Annotated in this window: 16 protein-coding genes and 1 other RNA gene; 12 read left to right on the forward strand and 5 right to left on the reverse strand. The window is 58.3% G+C overall.

The genetic code is table 11. The features are described 5' to 3' along the window. The first annotated feature begins 15 nt into the window (after positions 1-15). The 4 genes from NI40_RS04730 to amtB all read left to right on the forward strand — a co-directional run bounded on the left by NI40_RS04730 (position 16) and on the right by amtB (position 5,446). Positions 16-1,788, forward strand: a complete 1,773-nt coding sequence (locus tag NI40_RS04730; protein WP_033144778.1) for a SmdA family multidrug ABC transporter permease/ATP-binding protein — start codon at positions 16-18, stop codon at positions 1,786-1,788. Continuing rightward, positions 1,781-3,562 (forward strand): SmdB family multidrug efflux ABC transporter permease/ATP-binding protein, encoded by a 1,782-nt coding sequence (locus NI40_RS04735; protein WP_039263947.1) that lies wholly within the window; start codon positions 1,781-1,783, stop codon positions 3,560-3,562. The genes NI40_RS04730 and NI40_RS04735 overlap by 8 nt, the downstream gene beginning before the upstream one ends. Positions 3,563-3,782: 220 nt before the next feature. After that, entirely contained in the window at positions 3,783-4,121 is a 339-nt protein-coding gene (gene glnK, locus NI40_RS04740) for a P-II family nitrogen regulator (RefSeq protein ID WP_008503304.1), read from the forward strand. A gap of 35 nt (positions 4,122-4,156) precedes the next feature. Continuing rightward, a complete protein-coding gene (gene amtB, locus NI40_RS04745; protein WP_023310584.1) occupies positions 4,157-5,446 on the forward strand; it encodes an ammonium transporter AmtB in 1,290 nt (429 codons plus the stop codon). A gap of 184 nt (positions 5,447-5,630) precedes the next feature. Here amtB and tesB read toward each other — a convergent pair whose 3' ends face one another. Continuing rightward, positions 5,631-6,491: an acyl-CoA thioesterase II gene (gene tesB, locus NI40_RS04750; RefSeq protein WP_039263948.1), complete on the reverse strand. Its 861-nt coding sequence runs from the start codon at positions 6,489-6,491 to the stop codon at positions 5,631-5,633. 200 nt (positions 6,492-6,691) lie between these two features. Between tesB and NI40_RS04755 the strand changes: the two genes are divergently transcribed. Continuing rightward, positions 6,692-7,219, forward strand: a complete 528-nt coding sequence (locus NI40_RS04755) for a YbaY family lipoprotein (RefSeq protein ID WP_008503301.1) — start codon at positions 6,692-6,694, stop codon at positions 7,217-7,219. Between the two features lie 33 nt (positions 7,220-7,252). On the opposite strand, the gene NI40_RS04760 is transcribed toward NI40_RS04755, so the two are convergent. Then, positions 7,253-7,564 (reverse strand): MGMT family protein, encoded by a 312-nt coding sequence (locus NI40_RS04760; RefSeq protein ID WP_029741631.1) that lies wholly within the window; start codon positions 7,562-7,564, stop codon positions 7,253-7,255. Between the two features lie 170 nt (positions 7,565-7,734). Here NI40_RS04760 and ffs point away from each other — a divergent pair. The 3 genes from ffs to NI40_RS04770 all read left to right on the forward strand — a co-directional run bounded on the left by ffs (position 7,735) and on the right by NI40_RS04770 (position 8,555). Beyond that, positions 7,735-7,831: signal recognition particle sRNA small type (gene ffs, locus NI40_RS22470), an RNA gene on the forward strand. 260 nt (positions 7,832-8,091) lie between these two features. Continuing rightward, positions 8,092-8,343: a hypothetical protein gene (locus NI40_RS04765; protein ID WP_023310587.1), complete on the forward strand. Its 252-nt coding sequence runs from the start codon at positions 8,092-8,094 to the stop codon at positions 8,341-8,343. Continuing rightward, complete coding sequence (locus NI40_RS04770; RefSeq protein WP_023310588.1) at positions 8,340-8,555, forward strand: hypothetical protein; 216 nt, start codon at positions 8,340-8,342, stop codon at positions 8,553-8,555. Before NI40_RS04765 ends, NI40_RS04770 begins: the two co-directional genes overlap by 4 nt. Before the next feature lie 81 nt (positions 8,556-8,636). On the opposite strand, the gene yczR is transcribed toward NI40_RS04770, so the two are convergent. Further along, positions 8,637-10,058, reverse strand: coding sequence for a MocR-like transcription factor YczR (gene yczR / locus NI40_RS04775; RefSeq protein ID WP_039263949.1), 1,422 nt, complete (start codon positions 10,056-10,058; stop codon positions 8,637-8,639). Positions 10,059-10,144: 86 nt separating this feature from the next. On the opposite strand from yczR, the gene yczE reads away from it, so the two are divergent. From yczE to NI40_RS04790, 3 genes are all read left to right on the forward strand, one after another. Next, positions 10,145-10,756, forward strand: a complete 612-nt coding sequence (yczE, locus tag NI40_RS04780) for a membrane protein YczE (protein ID WP_023310590.1) — start codon at positions 10,145-10,147, stop codon at positions 10,754-10,756. Between the two features lie 77 nt (positions 10,757-10,833). Continuing rightward, on the forward strand, positions 10,834-11,904 hold the full coding sequence (locus NI40_RS04785) for a LacI family DNA-binding transcriptional regulator (RefSeq protein WP_039263952.1): 1,071 nt from the start codon (positions 10,834-10,836) through the stop codon (positions 11,902-11,904). 102 nt (positions 11,905-12,006) lie between these two features. After that, a complete protein-coding gene (locus tag NI40_RS04790) occupies positions 12,007-15,096 on the forward strand; it encodes a beta-galactosidase (RefSeq protein WP_039263954.1) in 3,090 nt (1,029 codons plus the stop codon). 39 nt (positions 15,097-15,135) lie between these two features. On the opposite strand, the gene NI40_RS04795 is transcribed toward NI40_RS04790, so the two are convergent. Continuing rightward, on the reverse strand, positions 15,136-15,975 hold the full coding sequence (locus NI40_RS04795; protein ID WP_039263956.1) for a nickel/cobalt efflux protein RcnA: 840 nt from the start codon (positions 15,973-15,975) through the stop codon (positions 15,136-15,138). A 134-nt stretch (positions 15,976-16,109) separates the two neighbouring features. On the opposite strand from NI40_RS04795, the gene NI40_RS04800 reads away from it, so the two are divergent. After that, complete coding sequence (locus NI40_RS04800; RefSeq protein WP_023310594.1) at positions 16,110-16,382, forward strand: metal-sensing transcriptional repressor; 273 nt, start codon at positions 16,110-16,112, stop codon at positions 16,380-16,382. Here NI40_RS04800 and NI40_RS04805 read toward each other — a convergent pair. Then, positions 16,375-17,940 (reverse strand): EAL domain-containing protein, encoded by a 1,566-nt coding sequence (locus NI40_RS04805; RefSeq protein WP_033144787.1) that lies wholly within the window; start codon positions 17,938-17,940, stop codon positions 16,375-16,377. The two genes, NI40_RS04800 and NI40_RS04805, sit on opposite strands and share 8 nt — an antisense overlap. Positions 17,941-18,032 lie beyond the last annotated feature (92 nt).

Raw genomic sequence — 18,032 nt, forward strand, 5'->3', positions numbered from 1 at the left:
TCAGGAACAAACCGCGTGCGATTATTTGCCCAACTAAGCTGGTACTTTCGTCGGGAGTGGCAACGCTACCTCGGTGCAGTCGCCCTGCTTATTATTATTGCCATCCTGCAGCTGATCCCGCCGAAAGTGGTGGGGTACGTCGTGGATGGCGTCACCGAGCAGCATTACACCACCGCACGGGTGTTGATGTGGGTCGGCACGCTGGTGCTGACGGCGGTCATTGTTTATCTGCTGCGCTACGTCTGGCGCGTGCTGCTGTTTGGTGCGTCCTATCAGCTGGCCGTTGAGCTACGTGAAGATTTTTACCGCCAGCTGAGCCGACAGCATCCCGAATTTTATCTTCGTCATCGCACCGGGGATCTCATCGCCCGCGCGACGAACGACGTCGATCGCGTGGTCTTTGCCGCCGGGGAAGGAGTGCTGACGCTGGTGGACTCGCTGGTGATGGGCTGTGCGGTGCTGATCGTTATGTCCACGCAGATCAGCTGGCAGCTGACCCTGCTCGCCCTGCTGCCGATGCCGATCATGGCGCTGGCGATCAATCGCTATGGCGAACAGCTGCACGAGCGCTTCAAGCTGGCGCAGGCGGCGTTTTCGTCGCTGAACGATCGCACCCAGGAGAGCATGACCAGCATCCGCATGATCAAAGCGTTTGGCCTGGAAGACCGTCAGTCTGCGCTGTTTGCCGCCGATGCGGCAGACACGGGGGCGAAAAACATGCGCGTCGCGCGTATCGACGCCCGTTTTGACCCGACGATTTATATCGCAATCGGCATGGCAAATATGCTGGCGATTGGCGGCGGAAGCTGGATGGTGGTGCAGGGCACGCTTACCCTGGGGCAATTGACCAGCTTTGCGATGTATCTGGGTCTCATGATCTGGCCGATGCTGGCGCTGGCCTGGATGTTTAACATCGTGGAGCGCGGCAGCGCTGCCTACAGCCGCATTCGCGCCATGCTGGCCGAAGCGCCGGTGGTCATCGACGGTAGCGAGGCCGTACCGGAAGGGCGCGGCGTCATGACCGTCGACGTCCGCAAGTTTGTCTATCCGCATACGGAGCATCCGGTGCTGGAGAACGTTAGCTTTACGCTTCAGCCAGGCCAGATGCTGGGGATCTGCGGCCCGACGGGATCCGGCAAAAGTACCGTGCTCTCTCTGCTTCAGCGCCACTTTGACGTCACCGAGGGCGATATCCGCTTTCACGATATCCCCCTGACCAGACTGCTGCTGGACGAGTGGCGCGGTCGCCTGGCGGTCGTCAGCCAGACGCCGTTTTTATTTTCGGACACCGTGGCGAACAACATTGCCCTGGGACGCCCCGGGGCGACGCAGGAAGAAATTGAACATGTGGCGCGTCTGGCCAGCGTTCATGATGATATTTTGCGTCTGCCGCAGGGGTACGAAACGGAAGTCGGGGAACGCGGCGTCATGCTGTCCGGCGGGCAAAAGCAGCGTATATCGATTGCCCGCGCGCTGCTGCTGAATGCTGAAATTCTGATCCTGGATGATGCGCTTTCTGCCGTGGACGGCCGTACCGAGCATCAAATTCTGCATAACCTGCGCCAGTGGGGCGACGGACGCACGGTGATTATCAGCGCCCACCGCTTGTCGGCGCTCACCGAAGCCAGCGAAATTGTGGTCTTACAGCACGGGCACATTGCCCAGCGCGGGCAGCATGAAACGCTTGCCGAGCAGCCGGGCTGGTATCGCGATATGTACCGCTATCAACAGCTTGAGGCGGCGCTGGACGATGCGCCGGAGCAGGATGAGGAGGCCGCTAATGCGTAAGCTCGGAACGATGTGGCCGACGCTCAAACGTCTGCTGGCCTACGGCTCGCCGTGGCGTAAACCGCTCTCCGTGGCCGTGCTTCTACTCTGGATTGCGGCGATTGCTGAAGTGAGCGGTCCGCTGCTCATCAGCTATTTTATCGACAACATGGTCGCCAAAAGCTACCTTCCGCTGGGGCTGGTGGCGGGCTTAGGCGTGGCCTACGTTGGCCTGCAGCTGGCGGCGGCAGGGCTGCACTATGCGCAGTCGCTGCTGTTTAACCGCGCAGCCGTGGGCGTTGTTCAGCAGCTGCGTACGGATGTGATGGACGCGGCGCTTCGCCAGCCGCTCAGCGAGTTTGATATCCAGCCGGTCGGGCAGGTGATTTCGCGCGTGACCAACGATACCGAGGTAATCCGCGATCTGTACGTTACCGTGGTCGCGACGGTGTTACGCAGCGCGGCGCTGATTGGCGCGATGCTGGTGGCGATGTTCAGCCTCGACTGGCGCATGGCGCTGGTGGCGATCACCATCTTCCCGGCGGTGCTGATTGTCATGGTCATTTACCAGCGCTACAGCACGCCGATTGTGCGTCGGGTGCGCGCGTATCTGGCCGACATTAACGATGGCTTCAACGAAGTGATCAACGGCATGAGCGTCATCCAGCAGTTCCGCCAGCAGGCGCGCTTTGGCGAACGCATGGGGGAAGCCAGCCGTTCGCACTACATGGCGCGTATGCAGACGCTGCGGCTTGATGGTTTCCTGCTGCGTCCGCTGCTGAGCCTTTTCTCGGCGCTGGTGCTTTGCGGGCTGCTGATGCTCTTCGGGCTGAGCTCAAACGGTACGATTGAAGTGGGCGTGCTGTACGCCTTTATCAGCTATCTTGGGCGTCTTAACGAGCCGTTGATCGAGCTTACCACCCAGCAATCGATGCTGCAGCAGGCGGTGGTCGCCGGTGAGCGCGTGTTTGAGCTGATGGACAGGCCGCGCCAGGCCTACGGCAATGACGAGCGACCTCTGCAAAGCGGGACTATCGCCTTTGATAACGTCTCGTTTGCCTATCGCGAAGACCGGCTGGTGCTGCAGGACATCACGCTTGACGTTCCGTCGCGCGGTTTCGTGGCGCTGGTGGGGCATACCGGCAGCGGTAAGAGCACGCTTGCCAGCCTGTTGATGGGCTATTACCCGGTCACGCACGGCGAAATCCGCCTCGATGGGCGCCCGCTCGCGTCTCTCAGCCACACCGTGTTGCGTAAAGGCGTCGCGATGGTGCAGCAGGATCCGGTCGTGCTGGCCGATACCTTCTACGCCAACGTGACCCTGGGGCGAGACTACTCTCAGGAGCAGGTCTGGGACGTGCTGGAAAAAGTGCAGCTGGCAGAGCTGGCGCGCGGGTTTAGCGATGGGATCAATACCAAACTGGGCGAGCAGGGGAACAATCTCTCCGTCGGGCAAAAGCAGCTCCTGGCGCTGGCGCGGGTGCTGATTGAAACGCCGCAGATACTGATTCTGGATGAAGCCACTGCCAGTATTGACTCCGGCACCGAACAGGCCATTCAGCAGGCGCTGGCCGCCGTACGCGACCATACGACGCTGGTGGTGATTGCCCACCGTCTTTCCACCATCGTCGATGCCGATACCATTCTGGTGTTACATCGCGGACAGGCCGTTGAACGCGGTACGCACCGTGAACTGCTGGAAGCCAAAGGGCGCTACTGGCAGATGTACCAGCTGCAGCTGGCGGGCGAAGAGCTGGCGGCCAGCGTGCGTGATGAAGAGTCGCTTAGCGCCTGATGCACCAAAATGAGGCGACGCGCTAACAGTCATTCCTGTTGGTGCAAAACTGAAACGCACCCTGCACCGGCATGGTGCGTTTTTTTTCACCTGTTTGTTTATTACGGCCGCGTAATGCTCTGTGCGCCGCCGTTCCCCCTTGTTTTCATTTCTGGCACACCCCTTGCAATACCTTCTGCGTAAGCTGCGGCCATTACCGAATTCTGACTGGAGGGGATCTATGAAGCTGGTTACGGTTGTAATCAAACCATTCAAACTCGAAGACGTGCGTGAAGCGTTGTCTTCAATGGGTATTCAGGGACTGACTGTCACCGAAGTGAAAGGCTTTGGTCGTCAGAAGGGTCATGCCGAGCTTTATCGCGGGGCGGAATACAGCGTTAACTTTCTGCCAAAAGTAAAAATTGATGTCGCGATTGCTGACGATCAGCTTGATGAAGTCATTGATGTCATTAGCAAAGCGGCCTATACCGGCAAAATTGGCGACGGCAAAATTTTCGTTGCCGAACTGCAGCGCGTCATTCGCATCCGTACCGGCGAATCTGACGAAGCGGCATTGTAAATAACGCCTGGCACACAGTGATAGGGATCGAGAAAATGAAGATAGCAACACTTAAAACGGGTCTGGGTTCGCTGGCTCTGCTGCCGGGCCTGGCGCTGGCTGCTACCCCTGCGGTGGTCGACAAAGCCGATAACGCCTTTATGATGATCAGCACCGCGCTGGTGCTGTTCATGTCAATTCCGGGCATTGCGCTGTTCTACGGCGGCCTGATCCGTGGCAAAAACGTTCTCTCCATGCTGACGCAGGTTGCCGTGACGTTCGCACTGGTCTGCGTGCTGTGGGTGGTTTACGGTTACTCTCTGGCGTTCGGTACGGGCAACGCGTTCTTTGGTAACTTCGACTGGGTGATGCTGAAAAATATTGAGCTGACCGCGCTGATGGGCAGTTTCTATCAGTACATCCACGTTGCGTTCCAGGGCTCCTTCGCCTGTATTACCGTCGGGCTGATTGTGGGCGCGCTCGCCGAGCGTATTCGTTTCTCTGCCGTGCTGATCTTCGTGGTGGTCTGGATGACGCTCTCCTATGTGCCGATTGCGCACATGGTCTGGGGTGGCGGTCTGCTGGCAACGCACGGCGCGCTGGACTTCGCGGGCGGTACCGTTGTACACATCAACGCCGCGGTAGCGGGTCTGGTGGGTGCCTACCTGATTGGCAAACGCGTGGGCTTCGGTAAAGAAGCGTTCAAACCGCACAACCTGCCGATGGTGTTTACCGGTACGGCTATCCTCTACTTTGGCTGGTTTGGCTTCAACGCCGGCTCGGCAAGTGCAGCAAACGAAATCGCCGCGCTGGCCTTCGTGAACACCGTTGTGGCCACGGCGGGTGCAATCCTCTCCTGGGTGTTTGGCGAGTGGGCGGTACGCGGTAAACCGTCACTGCTGGGTGCCTGCTCGGGTGCCATTGCTGGTCTGGTTGGCATTACGCCAGCGTGTGGTTATGTCGGCGTGGGTGGCGCGCTGCTGGTCGGCCTGGTGTCCGGTCTGGCTGGTCTGTGGGGCGTGACCGCACTGAAACGTGTGCTGCGCGTTGACGACCCATGCGATGTGTTTGGTGTTCACGGCGTGTGCGGTATCGTGGGTTGTATCATGACCGGTATCTTCGCCGCGAAATCGCTCGGTGGCGTGGGCTACGCAGAAGGCGTGACCATGGTTCATCAGGTGCTGGTGCAGCTGGAAAGTATTGCTATCACCGTTGTCTGGTCTGCCGTTGTGGCCTTCATTGGCTATAAGCTGGCGGATATGACGGTGGGTCTGCGCGTACCGGAAGAGCAGGAGCGCGAAGGCCTGGACGTCAACAGCCACGGCGAGAATGCGTATAACGCCTGATAAACAGCAAAACGGCAACTTCGGTTGCCGTTTTTAATGTGTATTCCCTCTCCCCGTGGGAGAGGGTCAGGGTGAGGGCATCAGGCCGCACAAGGCAAAAGCAAAACGGCAACCTTTGGTTGCCGTTTTTAATGTGTATCCCCTCTCCCCGTGGGAGAGGGTCAGGGCATCAGGCCGTACACAATCACCCGCGATTACGCATTACCCCTTCCTGCACCGTAGACGCGACCAGCACGCCATCCTGAGTATAAAACTCCCCGCGCACAAACCCGCGCGCGCTCGACGCTGACGTACTCTCCACGCTGTAAAGCAGCCACTCATTCATGTTGAACGGACGGTGGAACCACATGGAGTGATCGATCGTCGCGACCTGCATCCCTTTTTCCAGGAAACCAACCCCGTGCGGCTGCAGCGCCACCGGCAGGAAGTTGAAATCTGACGCATAGCCGAGCAGATACTGATGCACGCGGAAATCTTCCGGCACGGTCCCGTTGGCACGGATCCAGACCTGGCGTTTCGGCTCGGCGGCATGGCCTTTCATTGGGTTGTGGAACTCAACCGGGCGGATCTCCAGCGGCTTATCGCAGAGAAACTTCTCTTTGACCTGCGGCGGAAGCAGATGCGCCAGCGCGCGGGCGATATCCGTCTCTGATTTTAAAGAGTCGGGCGACGGAGCCGGGGGCATCACTTTTTGATGTTCGTAGCCGGGTTCCGGCGCCTGGAAAGAGGCGGTCATGTAAAAGATCGGCTTGCCGTTTTGAATGGCCGCTACGCGGCGTGCGCTGAAGCTGTTGCCGTCTCGCAGGACTTCAACGTCATACACAATCGGTTTTGCGCTATCGCCAGGGCGTAAGAAGTAGCTGTGGAATGAATGCACCAGACGGTCTGCCGGGACAGTCTCCTTTGCTGCGTACAGAGCTTGTCCAACGACTTGCCCCCCGAAGACCTGGCGTAAGCCGAGATCTTCGCTCTGTCCGCGAAAGAGTCCTTCCTCAATTTTTTCCAGATTCAGTAATGTCAGCAGATTGTTCAGTGCCTGACTCATAGTTGTCCTCAATAAACGCCGTAGCGAAAGATAGGCAGAGTATAACGCAGAAATGAAAGTGGTCCGATGGGTAGAATAATCTGAATATCGGCACGTTTTCAGGCATAAATCGGTGATCTGTGCCACACTTGAATACGTTATGTGATTGAAACGACATCGGATGGGATCGATCCCGCTGGTGCATTGATAAGGAGACTTCAATGAAACTCGTGCCCATGCTAAGTGGTGTAGCTATTGCGGTGGCTTTGTCCGCCTGTGCCGGTAAAAGCGCCCAAGTGCCAGTACCAGCAGCCGACCCGAACGGGATTAATACCCTTTCGCAGCAATCCATTCAGCAGCCTAATGTTTCCGGTACCATCTGGATTAAACAGAAAGTGGCGTTGCCGCCGGATGCGGTATTAACCGTAACGCTGTCTGATGCTTCTCTGGCCGACGCGCCGTCGAAAGTCGTTGCCCAGCGTGCCGTTCGTACTGAAGGCAAGCAGGCGCCGTTTAGCTTCGTATTGCCGTATAACCCGTCGGACGTGCAGCCTAACGCCCGTATCCTGCTGAGCGCAGCGGTAACCATCAACGGCAAGCTGGTCTTTATCACCGATACGGTCCAGGAAGCGATCAACAACGGTGGGACAAAAATCGATCTGAACCTGGTGCCGGTGCAGCAGACCGAAGTGCCGGTCGCACCGCAGACCAATCAGCCGTCTCTGCCAACTCCACCGACTCAGATGTAATTTCTGCATTTCCCCTCTCCTCCGGGAGAGGGGTCAATACACCCAGCGAAACTTCTGCAAATCGATCTGACCCGACCCTGACACCTGCACACCCTCTGAAAGTAACGCCTGACGCTGACGCTGAAGATCCGGCCCGGTGAGTGAAATGGCGCCATGACGGTTCACCACCCGATGCCAGGGCAGCGTGCTGCCTTCCGGCAGCCGTTTCAGGACGCCTCCAACCTGTCGCGCCGCGCGCGGGGAACCGGCCAGACGCGCGACATCACCATAGGTGGTGACGTAGCCTTCCGGGATTGAGGCCACGATTTGCCATACGCGCTGTGGAAAGGAGTCGTGTTCGTCCATACCTTTACCTGTGGGGAGTTTCTGGAAAGCTATGGTAAACGAAGATCTTCATGATTGCTGCGCCTGTTTGCGCAAGAAACCAGCATCCGGTTGCTGGTCGCTTGCAATTGGGCTTTAGCACAGGGATAATGCGCCAGCGCGTTGGTTATCAACGCTCTCAATGGGGGCTCTGTTGGTTCTCCCGCAACGCTACTCTGTTCACCAGGTCAGGTCCGGAAGGAAGCAGCCAGGGCAGACGACGTGTGTGCCGGGATGTAGCTGGCAGGGCCCCCACCCATTTGTGGCCTCATAAGATTCTTCTGCTTCACCTCTCCCTTACATCATTACTCCACAATAAAACTACGCCTGTATTGTGTAATATATATTTCATTACACTGAAATATTATTGTCATAAACCTGTAATAATAGACTGTCATTTTATAATCGGACGGTTGTTTTCTTCCATAACTCAAAAAAATATATGTCTGGATAACATTGTTAAGTTCGTGTATTAAATAAAGTACTTATTCCGAAGGGAAGTGACAAACATGGCTACAGCGGTATTAAACGTTAAGATTGATGACGCGCTAAAAGAAAGGCTTCGCCACTATGCGGAAGTCAATAACGAGAATTTAAGCGTGACGACAGAGAAACTGCTGCTGCTGGCGTTCGAAGCAGTAGAAGAGGCGGGAGTATCGGAAGAGGATATTGATAATCAGCATACGGAAGAAGAGAGCGTTTCTCCTTTTACTCCTAAAGAAATCAAGGCTCTACGTAAACTTCTGAAGAAGAGAAAATGAAACAACAACTGTCAACCGCCAGTGACTACAACGAGGCCTGCGATCTGTTGCGTTCAGGCTACGTGAAGCATGTACGTCTTGGCTGGAATGTTGGAAGCGATGAGTTCTTTCGTATTGCGTCTGACTGGTGTGATACCGGTGCAAAAATAAAGAAAGACGGTGATAACTTCGTTATTTCACTAAAAGGCTTTCCTATTCCTCCTCAGCATTAAACCCTGACCAGTGAAAACTGCTGACTGCATATATTACAGTCAGCAGTTTTTATTTTATGATCTGCTTCAAATATTTAAATATCAGATGACGCTGCGTTTTAACGATGGCACGTTTTTATTCAGGGCGAGCCATAACGGTTTGATCCTCAGCAACGCCTGCTCAAGCTCTGTCGATTCCAGCGAGAAGGGCATACGTAAATAGCGGTCAAACGCCCCCGATAAACCAAACCGCGTCCCGGTTCCCAGGTTAATCCCGATTATTTCTGCCCGTGCGGCAAGCTGTGTCGCCAGCATGCCCGGGAGCTCTATCCAGTAAGAGAGCCCGCCTTCCGCCTCGTGGAATTTCCACTCCGGGAAATGTTCGCGCAGCAGATCACCACATCGATCGCGCCGTTCCGCCAGCATCTTCCGGCGTGCGGGCAGAAACGTCTCGCTGTTGTTAATGAGCCACTGCATTGCCAACTGTTCGAGCAGCGGCGAGCCTAAATCCAGAGTATCCCGCGTCTGGGCAAGGGTGGCGATGATGCGCGATGAGGCGCGGATCCAGCCGAGACGCAGCCCGCCCCAGAAGCTTTTTCCGGCAGAGCCTAAGGTGATGACGGTGGCCTGCGGGTTAAAGGCGGCCAGCGGTGGCGGGGGAGGCGCATCAAACCAGAGATCCACCATCGTTTCATCCACCACCAGCGCCGTGCGGGTTTGGGCTGCAATATCCGTGATGGCCTGACGGGTGGCGATATCCATACAGCGCCCGGTCGGATTATGAAAATCTGGCATCAGGTAGGCCAGACGCGGCGCCGTCTGGGCAAGCGTTGCGGCAAAGCCATCCGTATCCCAGCCGGTTTCCGGCAGCGACACCCCGACTGGCCGACACTGCGCCCCCTGAATGGCGGCAATCGCCAGCGGATAGGTGGGATGATCGACCACGACGCGGTCCCCCGGCCCTGTCATCATCCGCAGCACCAGCGCAAAGCCGCTGACGGCGCCATTAACCACCATCACTTCATCTGCGCGGGTGGGAAGGCCCCGCGCGGTATAGCGCGCAGCGATGGCCTCCCGCAGCGTCGGTAGCCCCAGCTGATCGTAGCCCGTCAGCGAGAGATGCGGGGTAATGGCCGTGAGCGCATGGGCATAAGCCTGATGGATCTCCGGGCCGGCATTTAGGGCGGCAGTAGAGAGATCCAGTGCGGCGCTCGCCGCGGAAAGGGTGGGAACGGCGCGCGTGTCCGGGAGAATGACCCGCGACCCGCTGCCGTGGCGGCTTTCAAGGTACCCTTCTTCACGCAGGTGGGCGAGCGCGCTGCTGATGGTGGTTCGGCTCACGTCCAGCGCCGTGGCCAGCTCACGCTCGCCCGGCAGCCGCGTATTCAAAGCCAGACGTCCATCAAGAATTAACAGACGCAGCGCGTCGGCCAGCTGTCGCCAGAGCGGGGTGCGGGATGAGGCTTGCTGCCAGTGTCCTAAAAGGCGTACCAGAGACTGGCTTCCGAAGCGACGTGATGACATATGCAGTCCACTATTTGAAAACTGGACATTAATCATAGTGCCATTTTAGGTCAGGATGAAAGCCTGGTTCACTGGAGAAGATAAAAATGGTACGTCGTCTGCTACAACTCTATGTCGGTTTAGGACTGTATGGCCTTTCCACCGCAATGTTTATTCGTTCCGATTTGGGTGTCGATCCCTGGGATGTGTTTCACCTCGGGGTGGGGATGCAGCTGGGGATGACTATCGGGACGGTGATCATTGTGACCGGCGCGGCGGTGCTGCTGCTGTGGATCCCGCTGCGCCAGATGCCGGGCCTTGGCACGATCAGCAACGTGATTTGTATCGGTCTGGCGGCAGACGCCAGCATGGCGCTTATCCCGGAGCTGGATTCGTTACCCGTTCGAATTGCTTTCCTGGTGTCGGGCATCGTGATGAACGCGATTGCGACCAGCATGTACATCGGGGCCGGTTTCGGGCCAGGCCCGCGCGACGGCCTGATGACCGGCATTCACGCCCGGCTGGGGTGGTCCATTCGCAGCGTGCGTACCTCAATTGAGGTGTCCGTTCTGCTGATTGGGTGCGTGCTTGGCGGCACGTTTGGGGTGGGAACCGTACTGTATGCCCTGACCATTGGCCCGCTTATCCAGCTCTGCCTGCCCTGGTTCCGCCAGAAGCCACGCATTGCGGAAATACCCCAGCCGGAGCGGGTTGTTTAATTTTGCGAAGCGCTCACATGTTTTAACGGCGTCGCTGTGCCAGAATAGACGCTTCGAAAATCGCGATGCCAGAAAGCATGAAAGCAATCACTCTCTATGATGTCGCCCTCCTTGCGGGGGTTTCTTATCAGACCGTTTCCCGCGTCATTAACGACGCGGAACATGTGTCTGCCCGCACGCGAGAAAAGGTGCAGCAGGCGATGGCGGAGCTGCACTACGTTCCTAACCTTCGGGCGCAGCAGCTGGCGGGAAAACGCACCCGTACCCTGGGCCTCATCACCACCGACCTGGCCCTGCACGCGCCTTCGCAAATTGTGTCGGCGGTCAAATCGCGTGCGGCGGAACAGGGGGCGAGCGTCCTTATCTCCATGGTAGAGCAACCCCGGCAGTGTCAGGCCGAGCTTCAGGCGCTGCTGGCACAGCGGGTGGACGCGCTGCTGGTGAATGTGCCGCTTGACGATCCGCACGCCGAAGAGCTCGGGTCGCTGGCGTCGCCCGTCCCGGTGCTGTTCCTCGATGTATCGCCCTCAGCGCGGGTAAACAGCCTCGTGTTTAACGCGGAGCAGGGGGCGCGTCTGGGCGTTGAGCATCTGCTTTCTCTGGGGCATCAGCGCATTGCCCTGCTGAGCGGGCCGGAAAGCTCGGTCTCTGCGCGGGCGCGTCTGGCGGGCTGGAAAGCGACGCTGGCGCAGGCGGGTCTTAACGCGACGGCTGTGGCCTACGGTGACTGGAGCGCGGCCAGCGGTTATGAGAAGGGACACGTGCTGCTGTCGGGTGCGGCATTACCGGACGCGATTCTGGTGGCGAACGATCAGATGGCGCTCGGGGTGATGCGCGCCTGCGCGGAAAAAGGGATCGCGATACCTGGCCAGCTTTCGGTGGTAGGGTTTGACGATACGGCCGACAGCGCCTGGTTTTCCCCGCCGCTGACAACCATTCGTCAGGCGTTTCGCGAGGCGGGCGAACGCAGCGTGGAGTGGCTGCTGGCGCCTTCCGGGGGCGAAGCGTGCCGGCAGGTTCAGCTGCCGGTGACGCTGGTTACCCGTCATTCCAGCGCGCGGCGCAACCCTAAGCAGGCCGAACGTGAGGATCTGGCGCAGCAGCTCAGAAGCCTGGCACTCCTTGCCGAGCAGATTGCCCGCAAATAAAACTTTGTGATCGGACTCGCTACCCCGCGATTGAACGCTTTACCGTTGCCGGGTGCCAGGGCATGTTAACCAAAATTGTGAGCGCTTCGCAAAGAGGTTACTATGTCCACCACTTCACCGCTGACACTCAGCGCCATTCTGGCCCGTCGGGACTGGGAAAATCCTGGCGTCACCCAGTGGAACCGTCTGGCCGCACACGCGCCGTTACACAGCTGGCGCAATGAGCCCTCTGCCAGAGAGGACGCTGGATCGACCAGCAGGCACTCTCTGAACGGAGTGTGGCAGTTTAGCTTCTTTACCGCGCCGGAACGGGTTCCTCAGGCATGGGTAACCGAAGATTGCGCGGATGCCGTTGCGATGCCCGTGCCGTCTAACTGGCAGATGCAGGGTTTCGACACGCCCATCTATACCAATGTCACCTATCCCATTCCCGTTAACCCGCCTTTCGTGCCGCAGGAAAATCCGACCGGTTGTTACTCGCTCACATTTGAGGTGGATGACGCCTGGCTTCAGAGCGGGCAGACCCGCATCATCTTCGACGGCGTGAACTCTGCGTTCCATCTCTGGTGCAACGGGCAGTGGATGGGCTATTCCCAGGACAGCCGATTGCCCGCCGAATTTGACCTCTCGGCGGCCTTGCGCCCCGGGCAGAACCGGCTGGCGGTCATGGTATTGCGCTGGTGCGACGGCAGCTATCTGGAAGATCAGGACATGTGGCGCATGAGCGGCATCTTCCGCGATGTGGCGCTGCTGCATAAACCCGAGACGCAGATTGCCGATTATCACGTGGTGACGGACCTGAATGCGGAGCTGGACCGCGCGGTGCTGAAGGTGGATGTCGCGCTGGCAGGCGCTGGCTTTGCAGACTGCGAGGTGGTCATGACCCTGTGGCGCACGGGTGAAAAATGCGCCAGCGTTTCCCGGCGTCCAGGATCTGCCATCGTCGACGAGCGCGGCAGCTGGGCAGAGCGCTTAACGGCAGCGATCCCCGTCGACCAGCCCGCGCTCTGGAGCGCTGAAACGCCAGAACTGTATCGCCTGACGATTGCGCTTCTTAACCCGCAGGGGGAGGTGCTGGAGGTTGAGGCGTGCGACGTGGGCTTCCGCCGCGTTGAGATTGGCAATGGCCTGCTGAAGCTTAACGGTAAACCGCTGCTGATCCGCGGAGTTAACCGGCACGAGCATCACCCGGAAAACGGCCAGGTGATGGACGAAGCGATCATGCGCCGCGATATCGAAATCATGAAGCAGCACAACTTCAACGCCGTGCGCTGCTCGCACTACCCGAACCATCCGCTGTGGTATCGGCTTTGCGACCGCTACGGGCTGTACGTCGTTGACGAAGCCAATATCGAAACGCACGGCATGGTGCCGATGAGCCGCCTTGCAGACGATCCGCGCTGGCTGCCCGCCATGAGCGAACGCGTGACCCGCATGGTGCAGCGCGATCGTAATCATCCCTCGGTTATCATCTGGTCTCTGGGCAATGAGTCGGGCCACGGCGCGAATCACGATGCGCTGTACCGCTGGCTGAAAACCACCGATCCTACGCGTCCGGTGCAGTATGAAGGCGGCGGCGCGAACACGGCGGCGACCGATATTGTCTGTCCGATGTACGCCCGGGTCGATCGGGATCAGCCCTTCCCGGCAGTGCCTAAATGGTCAATCAAGAAATGGATCGGCATGCCGGACGAAACGCGCCCGCTGATCCTCTGTGAATACGCCCACGCGATGGGAAATAGCTTTGGCGGGTTTGCGAAATACTGGGAAGCGTTTCGCAGCCATCCTCGCCTGCAGGGTGGGTTTGTCTGGGACTGGGTCGATCAGGCCCTGACGAAACGGGACGAAAAGGGCAACTTGTTCTGGGCCTACGGCGGAGACTTCGGCGATAAGCCGAACGATCGGCAGTTCTGTCTTAACGGGCTGGTGTTCCCCGATCGCTCGCCGCACCCGGCGCTGTTCGAGGCGCAGCGCGCCCAGCAGTTCTTTACCTTTACGCAGGTCAGCACTTCTCCGCTGGTGATTGAGGTGCAAAGCGGCTACCTGTTCCGCCACACCGATAACGAAGTGCTGAACTGGACGGTTGCCCGGGACGGGGACGTGCTGGCCGCGGGCGAGGTGACGCTCTCGATGGCGCCTGAAGGCACCCAGCGTCTGGAAATTGACCTGCCGGCGCTGAACGCCGGGCCGGGTGAGATCTGGCTGAACGTTGAAGTACGCCAGCCGCGGGCAACGCCGTGGTCTCCGGCTGACCATCGCTGCGCGTGGGAGCAGTGGCCGCTTCCGGCTCCCCTCTTTATTGCTCCGCCAGTCCCGGCGGGCGAGCCGCCGGTGTTAACGCAAAGCGATCGCATTCTGGAGATCGCCCATCGTCAACAGCGCTGGCAGTTCGATCGCGCAACCGGAAACCTGTCCCAATGGTGGCGAAACGGCGTTGAAACGCTGCTTTCACCTCTGACGGACAACGTCAGCCGCGCGCCGCTGGACAACGATATTGGCGTGAGTGAAGCGACGCAGATCGATCCGAACGCCTGGGTTGAACGCTGGAAAGCGGCGGGCATGTATGAACTCACCTCGCGCGTTCTGCACTGTGAGGCACGGCAGCACGCAGGCGACGTGGTGGTCACAACCCAGCACGTGCTTGAGTATCGCGGCAAAGCCCTGTTCATGAGCCGTAAAGTCTGGCGGGTGGACGATCGTGGCGTTCTGCATGGCGATATTCAGATTGACGTTGCGTCTGATATCCCTGAACCCGCGCGCGTTGGCCTGAGCGTTCATCTTGCCGAAACGCCGGAAAACGTTCACTGGCTGGGGCTGGGGCCGCATGAAAACTACCCGGACAGAAAGCTGGCGGCGCAGCAGGGGCGCTGGACATTACCTCTCGAGGCCATGCACACGCCGTATATCTTCCCGACGGAAAATGGTTTGCGCTGCGATACCCGGGAACTTGTGGTGGGAACGCATCAGCTGAACGGCCGGTTCCATTTCTCGGTGAGCCGCTACGGCCAGCAGCAGCTGCGTGAGACAACCCATCATCATCTGCTGCGCGAAGAGCCGGGATGCTGGCTCAATCTCGATGCGTTCCATATGGGCGTGGGCGGCGACGACTCCTGGAGCCCCAGCGTCTCTCCGGAATTCCTCCTGCAGACACGCCAGCTTCGCTATACCTTCAGCTGGCAGCAGAACCCTTGACTGACCATAAAGATGCGGCCACAGAGCGTGGCCGCAGTCTTACGCCAGAATGCCGCTCAGGCCATGCAGGCTCATGTAAATCCCTACTACGGTAATCAGCGCAGCGGAGATCCACGGCGCTTTACGGGAGAATTCGCTAAACCCGGGCCAGCGTTTGGTCGCGTGCTTGAGGCTTAAGGCGGCAATCGCGCCGGAAGCGACCAGCGTTAACGCCAGACCAATACTGAAGCTGAACACCAGCGTCGCGCCGAGGGCGAAATGCTTCAGCTGCAGGCAGAGCAGCAGTACGGTGATGGACGCCGGGCAGGGGATAAGCCCGCCGGTCAGGCCAAACATCACGATCTGTCCGGTGGTGACGTTTTGACCGCTGAAGCGCCGGTTAATATCCTGCGCGTGAGCGCGCTGGTGGGCATCCTGCCACTCTTCTTCAACCAGCGAGTGTTCGTGGTGGTGGTGGTGATGATCATGATGGTGGTCATGGTCATGGTCATGGTCATTGTGGTGGTGATCATGGTCGTGATGATGATGATCGTGCGGCTGGCTCTCTTTCCAGGTTCGCCACGCCATCCACAGGGCGATCGCAACGATCAGCACTCCGGAGATCAGCTGGAACCAGGGTTCGGACGTGTGTGCATCCCAGCCCCGACCAAACCATAATCCCGCCATCGCAACGAGCCAGACCACCGCCGTATGGGAGAGCGTGGCTGCCAGGCCGAGCAGCACCGCCTGTTTCAGCGTGCCGCGGATGGCCACGATAAAGGCGGCCATCATTGTTTTTGAATGGCCCGGTTCCAGGCCATGTAGCGCACCGAGCAGGATAGCGCTGGGAACAAACAGCCAGGCGTTGCCCTGCTGAAGGAGTGAAGCAAAATCGGTCATGGGAAATTCCGGAGTGGAAAGCGTGTGGAGATACTACTCCCCCCCAGTAGTTCAATACTACCCCCCAGTAGAAAAATACTCAGGGGGAGTAGAGCGTGATATGCTTTAAAAGCCAAAAAATAAGGGATACAGAGATGTCACATACCGTTCGAGACAAGAAGATGTTACTGACTCGCCTGAAGAAAATTCAGGGGCAGAGCACCGCGCTGGAGAAAATGCTCAACAGCGATCACGAATGCGCCGAGGTGTTACAGCAGCTGGCGGCGATCCGCGGGGCGGTCAATGGCATGATGATGCAAGTGATCGAAGGGCATTTAACCGATCATGTGGTGAAAGAGCCTGAAGAAGCGCAGCGTGAAGCCGATCTTGGCGTGGTGTTGCGGGTGATGAAATCCTATCTCAAGTAGCGTGCGTGCCGAGGTTATTTTCTGCCCAGAGAATAAATTCCGTTTTTGGCAGCGCTTTGCTGTAGTACCACCCCTGCCCGTACTGCACGCCGTGGCGGTGTAGCCAGGCGAGCTGCCCTGCGGTTTCGACGCCCTCCGCCACCATCGCCAGCTTCAGCGACTTCGCTATTTCAATGATGTGCGGCGTCACGTTTTTATACTCCAGCGCATCCACGAACGATTTATCAATTTTTAGCGTGTCGACGTCCAGATCCTGCAGATAGCTCAGGCTGGAATAGCCCGTGCCAAAATCATCAATATAGACAGGGTGGCCTGAACGGCGAAATGCGGCGATAGCCGGTGCGCTAATTTTGGGATCGGCAAAGCCGCGCTCGGTGAGCTCCAGGGCGATTTGCCGGGGGTGGATCTGCCACTTGTTCAGGAGCTGGCTCAGCAGAGGCGGCAGGATGCCGGAGGTTAAATCGGCAGGGGCGAGGTTAATGGAGATATGCTGATCCGGATAGCGTTGCAGCCAGTGGCCCATATCTTCAAACACCTTTTCGATGACTAACTGTGTCAGCTTCGAGATGAGCCCCGTTTGCTCGGCAAGGGGGACAAAAATATCCGGCGAGAGGCAGCTTCCGTCCGGCTGAGGCCAGCGCGTCAGCGCCTCAGCGCCCACAATTTTTCCGCTACAGAGCGCCACGATGGGCTGATAGTGCACCACAAAATCCCGGCTGTTAATGGCGTCAAGCAGGCGATTGCGCGGCGACTGGATACGCCGCAGGATCCGCAGGACAAACAGTGCGGCGAGCAGGCTTATCAACATGCCGAACGGTAACCAGAAAAGAAGCTGCCGGTGCCAGGTTTCAGCCAGCGGTTTGAGCGTTGCCCATGCGACGACGGTAAATCCAAGCTCAGGTACAGACTTCATGACGTACATTGAACCGTTGTACTGCACGCTTTTCACACCCCGCTCCTGAACCATGTCGCGGATGTGAGAGTCGAGCTTGCTGCTGCTGGCAAATATGCGGTGCGTTGCGCTTCCTACCAGGGCGGCATCAATCGCTATCTCGCCGAAAGGGATCACGTCCACCAGCGAGGCAGGATCGATCATGACAAGGTAGTGGCCTTTTCCCAGCACCGTCATGTAGCGGTTAAACCCAAGATCGTTTTGCGTGGTCAGCCACGCGCTGTAACCGTCTTCGGTAATGCGCATTGGAGGAGGGAAAGGGGACGCATGGCTGGTTTGCTCCAGGGAGGAGCAGAGCGGTCGAAGGTTGTCGATATAAATCACTTCCTGGACATATCGCCACGAGAAAGCGACCCGGCGCATTTCCCGCAATTGCAAGGGGCTACACGGCACTCCCTCAAAGGCCTGCAGGTGATCGAGCGCTTCTTTTGCCTGATCCACAACCCTGTCGGTGCGAACCAGCACGCGGGAGGCATAATTATCCAGCGCATCGGCGAATTTATCTTCCGCCTGGCGATGGGCCAGCCAGATGCTCAGGCAAATGGGGACCAGCACAGAAAAGATAAGTACGCCAGTCACCAGACTGACCAGATGTCGGGTTTTCATGCTGTCGTGTCCTTCCTCGTATGCCCGTTCCTGGGCATTGAGTTCCCTGCCTGAAAAGAAAGATTTTACCGCGAAATGATATAGTTATAGCA

Source organism: Enterobacter sp. E20, from assembly GCF_000801755.2.
Classification (GTDB): domain Bacteria; phylum Pseudomonadota; class Gammaproteobacteria; order Enterobacterales; family Enterobacteriaceae; genus Enterobacter; species Enterobacter asburiae_B.

Excerpts from the sequence above, each read along its gene's own strand:
- NI40_RS04785 (WP_039263952.1), top strand. The coding sequence starts at position 10,834 with ATGAAAGCAATCACTCTCTATGATGTCGCCCTCCTTGCGGGGGTTTCT.
- yczE (WP_023310590.1), top strand. The coding sequence starts at position 10,145 with ATGGTACGTCGTCTGCTACAACTCTATGTCGGTTTAGGACTGTATGGC.
- NI40_RS04795 (WP_039263956.1), bottom strand. The coding sequence starts at position 15,975 with ATGACCGATTTTGCTTCACTCCTTCAGCAGGGCAACGCCTGGCTGTTT.
- NI40_RS04735 (WP_039263947.1), top strand. The coding sequence starts at position 1,781 with ATGCGTAAGCTCGGAACGATGTGGCCGACGCTCAAACGTCTGCTGGCC.
- amtB (WP_023310584.1), top strand. The coding sequence starts at position 4,157 with ATGAAGATAGCAACACTTAAAACGGGTCTGGGTTCGCTGGCTCTGCTG.
- NI40_RS04805 (WP_033144787.1), bottom strand. The coding sequence starts at position 17,940 with ATGAAAACCCGACATCTGGTCAGTCTGGTGACTGGCGTACTTATCTTT.
- NI40_RS04770 (WP_023310588.1), top strand. The coding sequence starts at position 8,340 with ATGAAACAACAACTGTCAACCGCCAGTGACTACAACGAGGCCTGCGAT.
- NI40_RS04800 (WP_023310594.1), top strand. The coding sequence starts at position 16,110 with ATGTCACATACCGTTCGAGACAAGAAGATGTTACTGACTCGCCTGAAG.
- NI40_RS04760 (WP_029741631.1), bottom strand. The coding sequence starts at position 7,564 with ATGGACGAACACGACTCCTTTCCACAGCGCGTATGGCAAATCGTGGCC.
- NI40_RS04790 (WP_039263954.1), top strand. The coding sequence starts at position 12,007 with ATGTCCACCACTTCACCGCTGACACTCAGCGCCATTCTGGCCCGTCGG.
- NI40_RS04765 (WP_023310587.1), top strand. The coding sequence starts at position 8,092 with ATGGCTACAGCGGTATTAAACGTTAAGATTGATGACGCGCTAAAAGAA.
- yczR (WP_039263949.1), bottom strand. The coding sequence starts at position 10,058 with ATGTCATCACGTCGCTTCGGAAGCCAGTCTCTGGTACGCCTTTTAGGA.
- glnK (WP_008503304.1), top strand. The coding sequence starts at position 3,783 with ATGAAGCTGGTTACGGTTGTAATCAAACCATTCAAACTCGAAGACGTG.
- NI40_RS04755 (WP_008503301.1), top strand. The coding sequence starts at position 6,692 with ATGAAACTCGTGCCCATGCTAAGTGGTGTAGCTATTGCGGTGGCTTTG.
- tesB (WP_039263948.1), bottom strand. The coding sequence starts at position 6,491 with ATGAGTCAGGCACTGAACAATCTGCTGACATTACTGAATCTGGAAAAA.